We start from the raw sequence: 14,788 nt of genomic DNA, 5'->3' as shown, positions 1-14,788 counted from the left end.
CAGGGCCGCCGCCTACATCGCGATATAGCGGTCCTTGCGGTGATTGATGGCGAGCGTCAGGTTGAGCACGACGGCGCCAAGCACGGAGCAGGCGATGATGAAGGGGCTGGCGACGAAGAAGGAGAGCGCCAGCACGATGCCGTCGAAGCCGAGCTGGACGAGGCCAGCGCGCCAGCCGAAGCGATCCTGGATATAGAGGGCGAGAATGCCGATGCCGCCGAGGCTGGCGCGGTGGCGGAAGAGCGCCAGCATGCCGGCGGCAATGACGAGGCCGCCGAACAGCGCTCCGGCAACCGGATGGACATGCGTCACGCCGATGAATCCAGGCGCGAACTCGGACAGGACCGAGGTCAGTCCGATTGCGATGAAGGTCTTGATGGTGAAGGCCGGGCCCAGACGGCGGAAAGCGAGATAATAGAAGGGCAGGTTTACGGCAAAGAAGCAGAGACCGAAACTGATCCCGGTGGCGTAATGGGCCAGGAAGGCAAGCCCCGCGGTGCCGCCGGCCAGCAGACCGGCGCCGGAAAGCAGCGAGACGCCGAGCACGGCGAGCATGCTGCCGGCGACGATACCCTGCGCGTCGTCGAACAGCGAATGGCGATCGGGGCTGGAATTCAGAAGGCCCGTGAAGGCATTGGAGGCCATGATGTTCCCCTATCGGCTTTGCCGTTTTCTATCCGGCGCAGGGATAAAGACAAGTGCCCAGCGACGCCGTTGACAGCGCACATAATCATAGATATATTTTATCCATGATTAGTGGAGATGGCATCGATGAAAATGAGCGATGGAGTCGAGCAGGCCATTCACAGCGTCGCCATGCTCTCCGGCCTCTCCGAAGGCGGTGTGCTTTCGGCGGCTGCCCTGGCGGAATTCCACGGTGTTTCGACGAGCTACCTGCTCAAACACCTGCAAGCACTGTCGGGCGCGGGCATCCTCGATACCGTGCCGGGGCCGAAGGGCGGCTATCGGCTGGCGAAGGCGCCAGCGGACATTTCGCTGCTCGACATATTGCTTGCGGTCGAAGGGCCGGCGCCAGCCTTCCGCTGTGCCGAAATCCGCCAGCGCGGACCGAACCCGGTTTCCGAGCGCTTCTTCGCCAAGCCCTGCAACATAAGCGCCGCGATGCTCCGGGCCGAGCGGGTCTACCGGGCCGAACTCGCCAAGACCAGCATTGCCGATCTCGGCATCGAACTTGCCGCCCTCGACGACGGATCGATCGCAGCCCGGGGCTGCGCCTTCCTTGAAATCCATGAACGCAAGACGGCTCGTTGAGCCACAACATAGGAGAAAGACATGCAACCGCGTTTCAACTTCGCCAAAGCCGCTCCCGATGCCTACAAAGCAGTGGTCGCACTCGAACAATATGTCCAGTCTTCCGGGCTGGAGCGCCGCTTCATCCACCTGATCAAGCTACGCGCCTCGCAGATCAATGGCTGCGCCTACTGCGTCGACATGCATGTGAAGGAAGCCCGCCATGATGGGCTCAGCGAACAATGGACCAACCTGATGTGCGTCTGGCGGGAATCGCCGATCTATGACGCGCGCGAAAGGGCGCTGCTCGGCTGGGTCGACGCGGTGACCAATGTCGCCAAGACAGGCGCGCCGGACGCAGATTACGAGGCATTGAAGGCGCATTTCTCCGAGAAGGAGATGACCGAGATCACGGTGGCGATCGGTGCGATCAATATCTGGAACCGCCTTGCCGTCGGCTTCCGCTCGCAGCATCCCATCGACCAGGTGACGAAAGCCGCGTAAGCGACATTCACGGGAACCGACCCGAATATCTCGGGTCGGTCGATTATCTCATCATTGGTGATCGGCAGCGGCCCGCGCGACAACGGCGTCAGCGCCGTTGCCGGAGAGGTCGATGCTGTTGAATATGTCGCGGACAACCTTGGTAATTTCCTCTGCGGAAGCGCCCTTGGCGTATTCTTCCTGCATGCGGCGTCTTACGAGTTTTTCCAGATCTGACATGGTTCACCTCATCAATCCGGCGCGACAGGAGTGTCGCGCCGGGGCTGATCTGAGGCAAGTTACGATTTGTTTAGAGTGGGTTACCGATTTGTAAGGTTTGAGTTTGGCCGTGGGCGCCAGGAAAGAGACCCCTCCCCAACCCCTACCACAAGGGGGAGGGGCCAAGGCGTTGCACCAACTGGGACAAACGTCAGGCTTCTGCGGCTGCAAGAGTGAAATAGAAAGCAACGAGAGCGACATATAAGCCCCTCCCCTTGTGGGGAGGGGTTGGGGAGGGGACTTCTCTTAGGATGAGGCAGCCACCCTTACAGCGCAATATAACGATCAGCGCGGTGGTTGATGGCGACGAAGAGGTTGAGGACGATGGCGCCGAGGACCGAATAGAAGACGACGGGCGGCGTGGTGACGAAGAAGGCGGCGGCGAGCACGCACATGTCGATGGCGAGCTGGACGAGACCGGCGCGGATGCCGAAGCGTTCCTGCAGGTAGATGCCGAGAATGCCGACGCCGCCGAGGCTGGCGCGGTGGCGATAAAGCGCCAGCAGGCCGAAGCCGAGCAGCAGGCCGCCGAGAAGGGCAGCCCAGGCAGGGTGGATGCTCGAAATCGAGAGGAAGCGCGACTGCACCTCAGCCAGCACCGAGGTCAGACCGATGGCGATAAAGGTCTTGAGGGTGAAGACCAGGCCGAGGCGCTTCCAGGAGAGATAGAAGAACGGCAGGTTGAGCAGGAAGAAGGCGAGGCCAAAATTGACGCCGAAGGCATAGTGCAGGAGGAAGGCGACACCGGCGGTGCTGCCGGTGAGAAGGCCGGCGCTGGCGAGCACATAAAGGCCGAGGGCGGCAACCAGGCTGCCGGAGAAGATACCCTGCACGTCTTCGATCGGTGTATGGCGCGTCGCGCTGGTGTTCCAGACGCCAAGGGCATTGATGCGCTGTGTCATATCCCAGTCTCCATGGCAGACGAGTTCGCGAACGCCTCGGAGGAACTCCTGAAGGCGGTGAGTCTTTTCCAATGTGAAATGAGCCGGTAGGCCCTGCCTGTATCGCCGCGCTTCTGGCGGATATCATTGCAATATCAGCCTTCTGCCATTGCCATCAAGCGAAATAGGTAAGCAATGCTGACCTATCAAAAAATAGCAAGAAATGTTCGCTCACACTGCCCTGCGCGTAAGGAACAGAATGCCGGAAACCGGTTTTCCGCCATCTTTGCGAACGACCGTCCTGACGATCTTGAGGATTTCGAAGCCGTGGCGGGCAAGCAGCTGCCTCACATAGGCTTCCGAATGGGCATAACGCAGCGACGGGGCAAGATGGAAGCCGTCGCGGTCGCCCGCATCCTCGACGGAAAAGGCGAAGTCCGCACCGGCGGCGGCGAGTTCGCCGACGATCGCAAAGACGCTCTCGAGGTTGCCGAGATACATCAGCACGTCGGCTGCGGTCACGAGGTCGGCCCGCCGGCGCCCGGCATCGTCGAACAGGCAGGAGCGATCGGGCGCAAGCGACAGATCGGCCTGGGCGAGGTGATCATAGACCCGTTTGTCGGAAGCCTTGGCCAGCATGTTCTGCGACAGGTCGAAGCCTTCGAGGCGGCCGGCGAGAGCGCGGATCTCCTGGCCGAGCAGACCGGTGCCGCAACCGAGATCGACGGCGCATTCGTAACGCCTGTCGGTGGAAGAAACGAGGGCCGCCAGCTTCTGCGGGACGCTGTAATCGAGTTTGTCGACCAGGGCGGTGTCGAATCGGTCGGCATAATCGTCGAACAGGCGCTCGACATAGCGGCTCGGCGGCCGGTCAGGGATCACAGCGTCGCCGAGAAGGGCAAGCTTGAGGGTGGCGCCGAATATATCCTCGGGATCGAGGGCGAGCGTCCGGCGATAGGCCTCGATCGCGGCTGCCCCCCTGCCCGCCTTTTCCAGATAGGTGGCGAGCCGATACCAGCCGGCGGCCCAGGCAGGCGCGAGTTCGAGCGCCTGTTCCATCAGTTCGGCCGCTGCCTCCGCCTCGCCGCCTTCTTCGAGCATCCTGGCATAATCGGCGCGGCGGTCGGCGATGACATCGCCTGAGGAAAGCTGGTGGGACTGCATGACGGACCTATCGTTTCGCTGGCATTTGGCGGCGGCCACAAAAAAACTCAAGTCCTAATTCAGAGGCGAAGCGGCCAATTCCGGAAAGGGCTTGCGGGCGTTGCGCCGCGACCTTATTCCATGGGGCAAACAGGAGATGGCGCATGTCCGATCAGGTGAACAGGTTCCTCGGCGATTCGCTCGGCCGCACATTGATTAAACTCGTCGTCGTGTCGCTGATCGTCGGATTCGTTATGACTGTGTTCGGGCTGACGCCGTGGAACATCATCTATGGATTCCGCGACTTCATCCTGGAACTCTGGCACCGGGGCTTTGCAGCGCTCGGACGCGTCGGCGACTATCTCCTCCTCGGGGCAACGATCGTCATCCCGCTCTTCGTCATCCTTCGCCTTTTCAGCTATCGCCGGTAAACATGACATCGATCGATCTTTCCAGGCGCAGCCTGCTCTGCCTTTCCGGACTTGCACTCGCCGCGGTCGCCGGCTGCACCACGACGCCGAAAATTGCCGACACGCCCTCGAACGGCGAGGATGAGACGGCGAGCGTATTGCCGCTGGTCAACCAGCTGAGAGCCAAGAACGGCCTGCCACCGCTTGAGGTCGATCCGGCGGCGCAGACGGCCGCCCTTTTTCAGGCCAAGCGCATGGCGAGCGCCGGCAAGATGGCGCATCTCATGGGCATGACCGACAGTTTCGGCGCCCGCGTCAAGGCGAGCGGCGTGCGGCTGCCGGCGGCCGAGAATATCGCGTTCGGCCAGCAGAGCGTCGATGCCGTGGTGACGGCCTGGATCAATTCGCCGCATCACCTGGAAAACATGCTCGGTCGTTATGACGGCCTCGGCGTCGCCGTCGCTCATAATACGGCTTCCAGGAACCTCCCCTATTGGGCCATGGTGCTTTCCAGCCGAGGCGATTCTGCCTCGATATGAGGCAGGTCATGGATACGTGCAGCAACAACGCCCTCGCTTTCGACGTGACGCATCGGCTGGTGCTGTCGATCGCCGTTCCGATGACACTCGGCTTCATGACGACACCGCTGCTCGGGCTGACGAGCACTGCCGTCGTTGGCCATATGGGTAACGCGGAAGCGCTGGCGGGGCTGGCGATCGGCGCGATGCTCTTCGACCTGATCCTCGGCAGTTTCAACTTTCTGCGTGCCTCGACGACGGGGCTGACGGCACAGGCCTATGGCCGGCGCGACCGGCATGAGCAGCAGGCTGTCTTCTGGCGAGCGCTTATTTCAGCCCTCGGCTGCGGGCTGGCGCTGCTCCTTCTTTCGCCGCTGCTCGAGACGGCGGGATTGCGGTTGATGGGCGCGGAAGGAGCGATCGCCGAGACGACCGGCACCTATTTTTCGATCCGCATGCTGGCGGCGCCGGCCGCACTCGCGAATTACGCCATCCTCGGCTTCGTCCTCGGGCGCGGACAGGGCAGCGTCGGGCTGGTGCTGCAGGCACTGATCAACGGCATCAATATCCTGCTTTCCATCTATCTCGGCCTGTCGCTCGGCTGGGGCGTGGCCGGGGTCGCCTGGGCAACCATGGCCGGTGAGACGGCCGGCGCGCTCGCCGGGCTTTTTATCGTGCTCCGCGGCTTTGCCAAGGCGGAGCGGCCGGCCTGGGCAGAGATCTTTTCCCGGCATCGGCTGGCGGAGCTTTTCGCCCTCAACCGCGACATCTTGATCCGCACCTTCGTGCTGATCGGCGCCTTCACGATCATGACGCGGATCGGCACCGGCTTCGGGGCGGTGACGCTGGCCGCCAATGCCGTGCTGATGAATTTCTTCCTGCTGTCCGGCTATTATCTCGACGGGCTTGCCAACGCCGCCGAGCAGATCACCGGCCGGGCCGTCGGCGCGCGCTATCGGCCGGCCTTCGAGCGCGGGCTGAAGCTCACCACCTTCTGGTCGTTCGGATTGGCGGCCCTCGTTTCCGGCTTCTTCTTTCTCGCCGGCCCCTGGCTGATCTCGGTACTGACCACCTCGCCGGAGGTGCGGCAGGCGGCCGAAACCTATCTGCCCTGGGCTGCCATTACCGGACTGACGGGGGCGCTCGCCTTCCTGATGGACGGCGTCTTCATCGGTGCGACTTGGTCGGTCGACATGCGCAACCGGATGCTGATGTCCTTTGCCGGCTACCTCGTCATGCTCGCCGTCTTCGTGCCGCTCTTCGGCAATCACGGCCTGTGGCTTGGTATGAACGCCTTCCTGCTGTTCCGTGGCTTCTTCCTCGCCATGCTGGTCAGGCCGCGGGCCGATCAGACCTTCCGCGCCGCCCAGTAATCCAGCCTGCTGTCACGCAATGTGCGGATCGAGCCCACCTTTTCGCGGTCGAGCAGCGCCGAAAGACCGCGGACGATATCGCCGGGAAGACCAGGGCCCTCATAGACCATGCAGGAATAGAGCTGGACAAGATCGGCGCCCGCCCTGATTTTCTCCAGCGCGGTTTCGGCCGAGGAGACGCCGCCGACGCCGATGATCGGCAGATCAGGGCCGACGCGCTTGCGCATTCGGGCAAGCACCGCCGTCGATTTTTCGAACAGCGGCGCGCCGGAAAGACCGCCCGCCTCCTTCGCCTGGCGCTGATCCTTGAGACCGTCGCGAGACAGCGTGGTGTTGGAGACGATCAGTCCGTCCAGCGGATGCGCGAGCGCTTCCGCCGCGATATCGTCCATGCCTTCCTCGGTCAGGTCAGGGGCGATCTTCAGGAAGACCGGGATCTTCCGGCCGGATTTCTGCGCCATTTCGTCGCGCGCCGCCAGCACGGCCGACAGCAGCGCCGCCAGGCTTTCGCGTGCCTGCAGGTCGCGCAGCCCGGGCGTATTCGGCGAGGAGATATTGGCGGTGAAATAACGCGCGACGGAATAGAAGCGGCGGATGCCGGCGACATAATCGGCGATGCGATCATCGCTGTCCTTGTTGGCGCCGATATTGACGCCGATCATGCCGCCACCCGTCAGTGCCGAGAGGCGTTCGAAAGCGGCATCATGGCCTTCATTGTTGAAGCCGAGGCGGTTGATGACGGCTTCATCCTCGACAAGGCGGAAGATGCGCGGACGCGGATTGCCGCCCTGCGGCTTCGGCGTCACCGTGCCGATCTCGGTAAAGCCGAAGCCAAGCTTCAAGAGCGCTTCGGGCACCTCGGCATTCTTGTCGTAACCGGCCGCCATGCCGAGCGGGTTTTCGAAGGTGAGGCCGGCGACGGTCTGGCGCAGGCGCGGATCGGGAACGATCCGGCAGGCGGGCACGAGACCGGACTTCAGCGCGGCGATCGACATGCCGTGCGCCGTTTCCGGGTCGAACAGGAAGAGACCCTTGCGGGCGAGGCGCTTGAAGGGATCGATCATGGCTGCAGCTCCGGGAAGATATGAACGCCGTTCTCATCGAGCGGCAGCGGCGCCTCCCAGAGCACGGCCGCCAGCGGCAGATCGGCGTAGAGATGCGGGAAGAGATCGCCGCCGCGGGAGGGTTCGAAGAGGAGCTTGTCACCGAAAGCGCGGCCATCGACGGCGACCAGCACCAGGCCGGGCTGGCCGGCAAAATGCAGGGACGCGGTCTGTTTCACCTGGTCCGCCGTGGAGAAATGGATGAAGCCGTCCTTGAGATCGACGCCGGCGCCATGAAAAACACCGCTTTGTCTGGCTTGCTGCCAAAGCGTTTCCGTCACGATCTTGTAAAGGGTCGGTGGCACGGTCATCATGGCCTCGCGATTGCTGATCCTTGGGTCATGAGCGCTTTGCCGGAAAGAGGCGGCGATGTCCACGCCCCGGCACTCAAAAAGCGGGGCCAGCCCAGGCAAAATCCGGAGGATGAGACGATGAAGATTTTGGTTCTCGCACTTGGCGCTGTTCTGCTGCCGCTCGCGGCCGCGGCGGCCGAGGCAGATGCGGGCCGGTTCCAGTTGGAGAAGAGCGGCGACCATTTCGTCCGGCTCGATCGCCAGACCGGCGCCATGTCGATCTGCCAGGACAAGGACGGCGCCCTGGTCTGCCGTATGGCGGCCGATGAGCGGGCGGCCTATGAGGATGAGCTCGACCGGCTTTCAGAACGGGTGGCCAAGCTGGAACAAAGCGGCCTCATCCAGCGGGCTTTGCCGAGCGATGCGGAAATCGACCGCTCGATCAGCATCATGGAGCGGATGATGAAGAGTTTCATGGGGATGGTGAAGGAGTTCCAGGCTGACGAAAAAGCCAATCCCCTTCCGCAGAAGACATGATCTGATATAGTCATTTCAGAATGCCTGCATGCAACGCCGAGGGGACGGCGCGCATGCGGCATGATCGGACCCTTGGGAGGGAGTTTTCGATGCAGGAACAGACCATCATCATTGCGGACGATCATCCGCTGTTTCGCGATGCGCTGCGCCAGGCGGTGATCGGCATGGAGGGACGCCAGTCGATCGTCGAAGCCGGCGATTTCGCAGCCGCACGCACCGCCGCCGGCACCCATCCAGACGCCGACCTGATGCTGCTCGATCTCGCCATGCCCGGCGTCAGCGGCTTTTCCGGCCTAATGGCGCTGCGCGCCGAATTCGCCAGCCTGCCGATCATCATCGTTTCGGCGAGCGACGACGCCACGACGATCCGCCGGGCGCTGGAACTCGGCGCTTCCGGCTTCATTTCCAAATCCTCGGGCATCGAAGACATTCGCCGCGGCATCCAGACGGTGCTTGCCGGCGATATCGCCACACCGGAAAGCTATCGCGACGGCCAGGAGCAGGATCCTGACGTCGCCGACCTGATCCGCCGCCTGCACACGCTGACGCCGCAGCAGAGCCGGGTGCTGACCATGCTGGCCGAAGGCCTGTTGAACAAGCAGATCGCCTATGAACTCGGCGTCTCCGAAGCGACGATCAAGGCGCATGTATCGGCAATCCTGCTGAAACTCGATGTCGACAGCCGCACACAGGCGGTCATCCAGCTCGGCAAGATCAATATGGCGATGGTAGCCTGAGGGTCGACCGAAACCGTCGACAGCAGGATTTTATTCCTCCTTTACCTTTACGGGCGCCGGACGGTCGGTTACTATTCCGTCCGGCTACGCTTCGGCCCGAAAATCGGAATCGATTTTCGGGCCGAAGCGTAGATTTGAAGGGTCAGAGCGTCCTTTGTGCGTCCGAACGGACGCCCGGCGCGCGCTGGAGCGGTTCAGCTTTTCACGGAAAGGCAGAGCCGCTCTAGCTTTTTGGATTTACGCAATTCCGGACGGAAAACGCTTCGCACTTTTCCTGGAATTGCTCTAAAGCGCGGCCTCTAACAGGCCGCACGGAATCGGGCGCATATGCTGTCACACAAGCAGATCTGGGAGGCGATCGACAGGCTTGCCGAACGGCACGAGCTGACGCCATCCGGTCTTGCGCGCCGCGCCGGGCTCGACCCCACCTCGTTCAACAAGTCGAAACGGCTTTCGGCCGATGGGCGGCTGCGCTGGCCGTCGACGGAATCGATCGCCAAGGTGCTCGACGCGACAGGGGCGAGCATGGAGCAGTTTTTCGCCTTCATGCAACCGGCCGCCAGTTCCGCCGGAGAGCGGATCGGCGAGCGTGCCGCCCCCCCGCCGGGCAGCGCCATTCCTCTGCTCGGCTTCGCCCAGGCCGGCGCCGGCGGCTTCTTCGACGATAGCGGCTTTCCGGCCGGTCATGGCTGGGACGTGGTGGAGTTTCCGACGAACCCGTCGCAGCGATCCGGCGTCTATGCGCTTGAGGTGCAGGGTGAAAGCATGATGCCGCTTTATCGCGACGGCGATGTGCTGATCGTCGAGCCCGGGGCGCAGGTGCGCCGCAATGACCGCGTCGTCGTGCGCACATGCGCGGGCGAGGTGATGGCCAAGGTGCTGCTGCGCCGAAGCCCGCGGTCGATCGAGCTGATGTCGCTCAATCCCGAACATCCCAACCGCACGCTCGATCTCGCCGATGTCGATTGGATCGCCCGCATCATCTGGGCCAGTCAGTAGGAAGATATTCCATGCGCCCTGCCGCCGTCGTTACAGGTATCACGGGGATGGCGGTGGTGGTCGGCCTGCTGATGGCAGGCGAAGCGAGGCTTCGCGGCGGCACGGCAGGGGAAGAAACCGCAGCCGCAGAGGAAACGGCGGTCGCAGCGCCCGATGTTGCCCCCGAGACCGCCGGACCGGCGACGATATCCGACGAACGCGCCGAAATGATCGCCCGCTCGGCGGAGCCGGCGGCTCCGCCGCCTGCGGCTGATGGCGCGGCGCCCAAACCAGCCATCATCGCGCAGCAAGCGGCGCCAGTCGGCGGCGAAACGGCAGGTCCCGCCGGCAAAAAGGCGCTGGAGCTGCCGCGGCCGCTGGTCGAGAACGCGGGCAGTCTTTCCTTCGGGGAGCGACGGCTCCAGCTTGCCGGCATCGTCCCCACGCCGGCCGACAGGATATGCGGGCCGGCAGGCCGGCAATGGCCCTGCGGCATGCTGGCAAAGACGGCGCTGCGCCAGCTGTTGCGCAACCGCAGCATCACCTGCGATCTCGACACGGCCGAATGGAAGGGAACAGCGATCGCCGCCTGCCGGCTCGGCACGCAGGATCTCGGTGCATGGCTTGCCGAAACCGGCTGGGCGGAGGCAGAGGCGGGTTCGTCGCTTGCAGCCGTCGCCGAGAAGGCGAAGCAGGCGCAGAAAGGTATTTACGGCGGCGATCCGCGCCGCAAGTGACAAGCCGACCGCCGGGGCGAGATGCTGCCGATCTCTTGTAATGCCCGCCGCCAGTTCCTAATCTGGGCTGATCAACAAGGAATCAGAGATGAACAAGCCGCTTTCCGCCCATGATGCGCTGATCTACGTGATGGTGATGGCGTCGGCCGTCGACAGCACCATGAACGACAGGGAGATGGAAAGGATCGGCCAGTTGATCGGCTTCCTGCCGGTTTTCAAGGATTTCGATGACGACAAGCTCATTCCGATAGCACGCGACTGCGCCGCGCTGCTGGCCGGGCCCGAGGGCCTCGATGTCGTTCTCGAAACCGTACGAGACACCCTGCCGGCAAAACTCTACGACACGGCCTATGCGCTTGCCGTCGAAGTGGCCTCCGCCGATCTCTCGGTCAAGGCGGAGGAACTGCGGCTGCTCAGCCTGCTGCGGGACCGGCTCGGCCTCGACAAGCTCACCTGCGCGGCGATCGAGCGCAGCGCGATCGCCCGCTTCCGCAAGGGCTGAGCCCAAGTTTCAATAGAGCCCGTATGGAAAATAGCGCAGATAGATTTCCTGAAGACGGCCGTTGCGCGACAGCGTCGCAAGCGCATGGTCGATGGCCGAAGTCAGCACACTGTCCTTCTGCCGCAGCATGATCGTCATGCCCTCGCCGAGGAATTGTTCGGAGAGGTAGGGGCCGTCGAACAGCGCGCAGCATTTGTCGGAGGCCGCCGAAGAGACCCAGAAGGAAAGCTGCAGCGCATCGGCGAAGGCGGCATCGACCTTTCGCTCCTTCAGCGCCGCAAGCAGGGCGTCCTTCGTGTCGAAAGCCTGCGCTTTCAGCGCCGGGAAAAAGGCTGCCAGCATCGCCTCGTGCACCGTGTCTTTGACGACGCCGACCGGATGGTTCGAGAGCGCGGCGGCGGTCTTTCCATCGAGCGGGGCGCCAAGATTGCGCACGAAGCGCGCCGGCAGCATCAGATATGGCCGGGAGAAGAGAAATTGCCGGCGCAGCTCCGGGGTGACCGCAAGGCCGGCAATGACGGCATCGCCCTGCGAGGCGGCGAGCGCATCCTTGAGATCGGCAAAAGGCATTGCCTGGATCTGGCACTTGTCGGAAATCTCCAACTCGCTGCAGATTTCGCGGGCGAGATCGACGTTGAAACCGGAAAGCTTGCCGTTCTGATCGGTGAAATTAAACGGCGGGAAATCGACCGACGTCAGAAAGCGCAGGCGGACCAGCGAGGAGAGATCCGGCCTGGCGAGACGCTCGCGGGCATCGAAGAGCAACGGCAGCGAGGGCGCAGCTTGCTGGGCGAATGCCTCAAAGCTCGAAAACAGCGCTGCCAGAAACAGGCCGATCGCCAGAAAAGCCCTGAGAGTCGGGGATGCCTGCTGGAATTCAATCATGGTGATCCAGTTTCGGGGTTGGGGTCGCCGAGATGTAACAGAGTCATGGCCGGCGGGGAATATCCATGGGAGTGAGGGGAGCGGATGAGGCTCTCTTGAGCGATAGCGCGCACCTCCTGCCCTCAAAATTAGGAGTGCGCCTGCGCCTGCGCGTTAGCGCGGAATTAAAGAATATCGCCTCTATTTGTCGCGACGATACGGACCCCGCCAGCCGATTGCATGATGCATGCGTCAGTTTCCTTTCCGGCGCCGCGACACTCAGGCAGCGCTCTTTACAAATTCAATTTTCAAACACCGGACGCGCGGCGCGCCCGGCCAGATCGGGTGACATTTCCATGTTGAAGCATCTGAAAATCCGCACCAAAATTATATCGGTCGTGGCGCTGCTCGGGCTTATCACGATGGCGGGGCTGGCCTATGTCATCTCCGAATTCCGCCAGGCCGACGCCGCCTATAGCGCCTTTATCGATCATGAGGCGCAGGCATCGATGCTGAGCGCGCGCGCCAGCGCATCGGTGGTGGCCTCGGTGCTGCAGGTCACCCTGCTGGCTGACATGAAACCCGATACGCCGGCTTTCCAGACGGCGCTTGCCACACCGAGCAAGCTGCCACAGGCCCGCGACCGGATGAAACAGGCCCTCGCACTGGTCCCGAGCCGTAAGGCAGCGATCGACGAGATCGAGGCCGGCATCGATGAAATCGAAGCTCTGGCGAACAAGATCATCGAACAGAGCAGGGCCGGGGACAGCACCGGTGCGCTCGCGAATGTCGCGCTGATCAATGCCAAGCTCGATGCGCTGACGCCGAAGATGATTGCCAACAACGATGCGATGATGGCATTGCTCAACGACGGCGGCGGCGCGCTTTCGGCGTCCGTCAACGGCCGGATCACCTTCTGTTTCGTCCTGATCGGCATCGCTGTTCTCACCGCGATCGGCTTCGCCGTCGCCGTGGCGCAAAAAGGCATTGCCGGCCCGATGACGAATCTCAGCCTGCGCATGACGCGGCTTGCCGAGGGCGACACCAACAGCGATATCAGCGGTCTCGATCGCCGCGACGAAGTCGGCCACATGGCAAAGGCGGTTTCGATCTTCCGCGACAACGCGATCGAGCGTCGTCAAATCCAGGCGCGCGCCGAGGCAGACCGCAGCGTCAGCGACGGCGAGCGCCGCGAACGCGAGGCCCAGAAAGCCCGCGAGGCAGCCGAACTCGAACGCGCCGTCGCAGCTCTTGGCGATGGCCTGCGCCGCCTTGCCGCCGGCGATCTCGCCTCTGATATCGGCGAGCCCTTCGTCGCCCATCTCGATGCGCTGCGCCAGGATTTCAACCACTCGATCGAGAAGCTCAACGAGACCATGCAGGCGGTCGGGGCCAATGCCCGGGCGATCGGCGCCGGCGCCAACGAGATTCGTTCCTCCGCCGACGAGCTTTCCCGGCGAACGGAACAGCAATCGGCCTCGGTCGAAGAAACCGCCGCGGCGCTGGAAGAGATCACCACGACGGTGCGCGACGCCGCCAAGCGCGCCGAGGAGGCGAGCCAGCTCGTCACCCGCACGCGCCTCGGCGCCGAAAGATCCGGCGAGATCGTCCGCAAGGCCGTCTCCGCCATGCATGAGATCGAAAAGTCCTCTGGCGAAATTTCCAACATCATCGGCGTCATCGACGACATCGCCTTCCAGACCAACCTCTTGGCGCTGAATGCAGGCGTCGAGGCGGCACGCGCCGGTGAGGCGGGCAAGGGTTTTGCCGTCGTCGCTCAGGAAGTGCGCGAGCTCGCCCAGCGCTCGGCCAATGCCGCCAAGGAGATCAAGTCGCTGATCACCAATTCCGGCATGCATGTGCAGACCGGCGTCACGCTGGTCGGCGAGACCGGCAAGGCGCTCGACGTGATCGTCACCGAAGTGCAGGAAATCAACCAGCACGTCCACGCGATCGCCGAAGCCTCGCGCGAGCAGTCGATCGGGCTGCAGGAGATCAATACCGCCGTCAATACCATGGATCAGGGCACGCAGCAGAATGCGGCAATGGTCGAGCAATCGACGGCCGCCAGCCACAGCCTCGCCAGCGAAGCATCGGCGCTCAACATGCTGCTCGGCCAGTTCCGTCTGACCGGCACCGGCGCCTTTGCCGCAGCAGCACCGATGACATCGTCCCGACCACCGACTGCAGCACCGCACTCCGCTGCACCGCGAGCCACGGTACGCACGGCAGCCAAGACATCGATCCGCATCGCTGGCGAAGGCACCGCCCGGCCGGCCGCCTCACCGGCGCGCGCGCTCGGCCAGACACTCGCCAACGCCTTCGGCGCAGGCAGCACGCCGAAGAGCCAGGATGGCGATTGGACGGAATTCTAAGCAGAAGCTCCGCGACCTCTAGCAAGACTGACGCCTGTGGAACTGACGCCTGCCACTCATCCTATCCCTCTCCCGCTCGCGGGGAACGTGTCCTGCGATGAGGGACGGAGAGGGTGCGGCACCTCCCCTTCTCCGCTCAGAACGCGGAGATGACCGGCAGGCGGGTAGAGGCAAGCAGCGGCCATCCTTACTTTTTGCGGGGCCGTCTAGTCCGGCCGCCAGCCGGCCTCGACAAGAATGCTTCCAGGCGCCGTGCAATAAAACGACCAGCCGCCGCGCGTTTGCGCAATGAGTTGGAGCCAATCCAGAGTAAGATTGGAACGT

Annotated in this window: 18 protein-coding genes; 11 read left to right on the top strand and 7 right to left on the bottom strand. The window is 63.2% G+C overall.

Annotated features, from left to right (window positions below; genetic code table 11):
* Nucleotides 1–12: 12 nt before the first annotated feature.
* Nucleotides 13–645 carry a YitT family protein gene (locus HJB91_RS06335; RefSeq protein ID WP_221153855.1) on the bottom strand — a complete coding sequence of 211 codons (633 nt, stop codon included), beginning with the start codon at nucleotides 643–645 and terminating at the stop codon, nucleotides 13–15.
* 126 nt (nucleotides 646–771) lie between these two features.
* Here HJB91_RS06335 and HJB91_RS06330 point away from each other — a divergent pair, with 126 nt between their 5' ends.
* Both HJB91_RS06330 and HJB91_RS06325 read left to right on the top strand, forming a co-directional pair.
* On the top strand, nucleotides 772–1,272 hold the full coding sequence (locus tag HJB91_RS06330; RefSeq protein WP_210629306.1) for an Rrf2 family transcriptional regulator: 501 nt from the start codon (nucleotides 772–774) through the stop codon (nucleotides 1,270–1,272).
* 21 nt (nucleotides 1,273–1,293) lie between these two features.
* Nucleotides 1,294–1,755 carry a carboxymuconolactone decarboxylase family protein gene (locus HJB91_RS06325; protein ID WP_221153853.1) on the top strand — a complete coding sequence of 154 codons (462 nt, stop codon included), beginning with the start codon at nucleotides 1,294–1,296 and terminating at the stop codon, nucleotides 1,753–1,755.
* 51 nt (nucleotides 1,756–1,806) lie between these two features.
* Here HJB91_RS06325 and HJB91_RS06320 read toward each other — a convergent pair whose 3' ends face one another.
* The 3 genes from HJB91_RS06320 to HJB91_RS06310 all read right to left on the bottom strand — a co-directional run bounded on the left by HJB91_RS06320 (nucleotide 1,807) and on the right by HJB91_RS06310 (nucleotide 4,058).
* Nucleotides 1,807–1,974 (bottom strand): hypothetical protein, encoded by a 168-nt coding sequence (locus HJB91_RS06320; protein ID WP_210631717.1) that lies wholly within the window; start codon nucleotides 1,972–1,974, stop codon nucleotides 1,807–1,809.
* Between the two features lie 305 nt (nucleotides 1,975–2,279).
* The gene (locus HJB91_RS06315; protein WP_210629308.1) at nucleotides 2,280–2,915 is read right to left on the bottom strand and encodes a YitT family protein; all 636 of its coding nucleotides are present in this window, start codon (nucleotides 2,913–2,915) and stop codon (nucleotides 2,280–2,282) included.
* A gap of 210 nt (nucleotides 2,916–3,125) precedes the next feature.
* Nucleotides 3,126–4,058, bottom strand: a complete 933-nt coding sequence (locus HJB91_RS06310) for a class I SAM-dependent methyltransferase (protein WP_221153851.1) — start codon at nucleotides 4,056–4,058, stop codon at nucleotides 3,126–3,128.
* Between the two features lie 143 nt (nucleotides 4,059–4,201).
* On the opposite strand from HJB91_RS06310, the gene HJB91_RS06305 reads away from it, so the two are divergent.
* Genes HJB91_RS06305 through HJB91_RS06295 form a run of 3 tightly spaced genes read left to right on the top strand, consistent with a single transcriptional unit; the run spans nucleotide 4,202 to nucleotide 6,338 of the window.
* A complete protein-coding gene (locus HJB91_RS06305; RefSeq protein WP_064800579.1) occupies nucleotides 4,202–4,468 on the top strand; it encodes a DUF6460 domain-containing protein in 267 nt (88 codons plus the stop codon).
* Between the two features lie 2 nt (nucleotides 4,469–4,470).
* Nucleotides 4,471–4,986, top strand: coding sequence for a CAP domain-containing protein (locus HJB91_RS06300; protein WP_221153849.1), 516 nt, complete (start codon nucleotides 4,471–4,473; stop codon nucleotides 4,984–4,986).
* Between the two features lie 8 nt (nucleotides 4,987–4,994).
* Nucleotides 4,995–6,338 carry an MATE family efflux transporter gene (locus HJB91_RS06295; protein ID WP_210629311.1) on the top strand — a complete coding sequence of 448 codons (1,344 nt, stop codon included), beginning with the start codon at nucleotides 4,995–4,997 and terminating at the stop codon, nucleotides 6,336–6,338.
* Here the strand turns inward: HJB91_RS06295 and HJB91_RS06290 are convergent.
* Entirely contained in the window at nucleotides 6,314–7,402 is a 1,089-nt protein-coding gene (locus HJB91_RS06290; RefSeq protein WP_221153847.1) for a quinone-dependent dihydroorotate dehydrogenase, read from the bottom strand. The genes HJB91_RS06295 and HJB91_RS06290 overlap by 25 nt on opposite strands.
* Complete coding sequence (locus tag HJB91_RS06285) at nucleotides 7,399–7,752, bottom strand: DUF952 domain-containing protein (RefSeq protein WP_221145896.1); 354 nt, start codon at nucleotides 7,750–7,752, stop codon at nucleotides 7,399–7,401. The genes HJB91_RS06290 and HJB91_RS06285 overlap by 4 nt, the downstream gene beginning before the upstream one ends.
* A gap of 120 nt (nucleotides 7,753–7,872) precedes the next feature.
* On the opposite strand from HJB91_RS06285, the gene HJB91_RS06280 reads away from it, so the two are divergent.
* From HJB91_RS06280 to HJB91_RS06260, 5 genes are all read left to right on the top strand, one after another.
* On the top strand, nucleotides 7,873–8,271 hold the full coding sequence (locus HJB91_RS06280) for a hypothetical protein (RefSeq protein WP_210629314.1): 399 nt from the start codon (nucleotides 7,873–7,875) through the stop codon (nucleotides 8,269–8,271).
* A gap of 89 nt (nucleotides 8,272–8,360) precedes the next feature.
* Complete coding sequence (locus tag HJB91_RS06275) at nucleotides 8,361–9,008, top strand: response regulator transcription factor (protein WP_221145894.1); 648 nt, start codon at nucleotides 8,361–8,363, stop codon at nucleotides 9,006–9,008.
* Between the two features lie 327 nt (nucleotides 9,009–9,335).
* On the top strand, nucleotides 9,336–10,007 hold the full coding sequence (locus HJB91_RS06270; protein ID WP_221145892.1) for a helix-turn-helix transcriptional regulator: 672 nt from the start codon (nucleotides 9,336–9,338) through the stop codon (nucleotides 10,005–10,007).
* Nucleotides 10,008–10,018: 11 nt separating this feature from the next.
* A complete protein-coding gene (locus HJB91_RS06265; protein ID WP_221145891.1) occupies nucleotides 10,019–10,723 on the top strand; it encodes a thermonuclease family protein in 705 nt (234 codons plus the stop codon).
* A gap of 88 nt (nucleotides 10,724–10,811) precedes the next feature.
* The gene (locus tag HJB91_RS06260) at nucleotides 10,812–11,225 is read left to right on the top strand and encodes a tellurite resistance TerB family protein (protein WP_210629318.1); all 414 of its coding nucleotides are present in this window, start codon (nucleotides 10,812–10,814) and stop codon (nucleotides 11,223–11,225) included.
* A 9-nt stretch (nucleotides 11,226–11,234) separates the two neighbouring features.
* Here HJB91_RS06260 and HJB91_RS06255 read toward each other — a convergent pair whose 3' ends face one another.
* Nucleotides 11,235–12,110: a transporter substrate-binding domain-containing protein gene (locus HJB91_RS06255; protein ID WP_210629319.1), complete on the bottom strand. Its 876-nt coding sequence runs from the start codon at nucleotides 12,108–12,110 to the stop codon at nucleotides 11,235–11,237.
* Nucleotides 12,111–12,445: 335 nt separating this feature from the next.
* Between HJB91_RS06255 and HJB91_RS06250 the strand changes: the two genes are divergently transcribed.
* A complete protein-coding gene (locus HJB91_RS06250) occupies nucleotides 12,446–14,464 on the top strand; it encodes a methyl-accepting chemotaxis protein (RefSeq protein ID WP_221145889.1) in 2,019 nt (672 codons plus the stop codon).
* The last annotated feature ends 324 nt before the right edge of the window (nucleotides 14,465–14,788 follow it).

The sequence above is a fragment of the Rhizobium sp. NLR10b genome, assembly GCF_019685435.1.
GTDB lineage: Bacteria > Pseudomonadota > Alphaproteobacteria > Rhizobiales > Rhizobiaceae > Rhizobium.
Note: the sequence above shows the minus strand (reverse complement) of the source record. Positions and strands in the feature narration are given on the sequence as shown.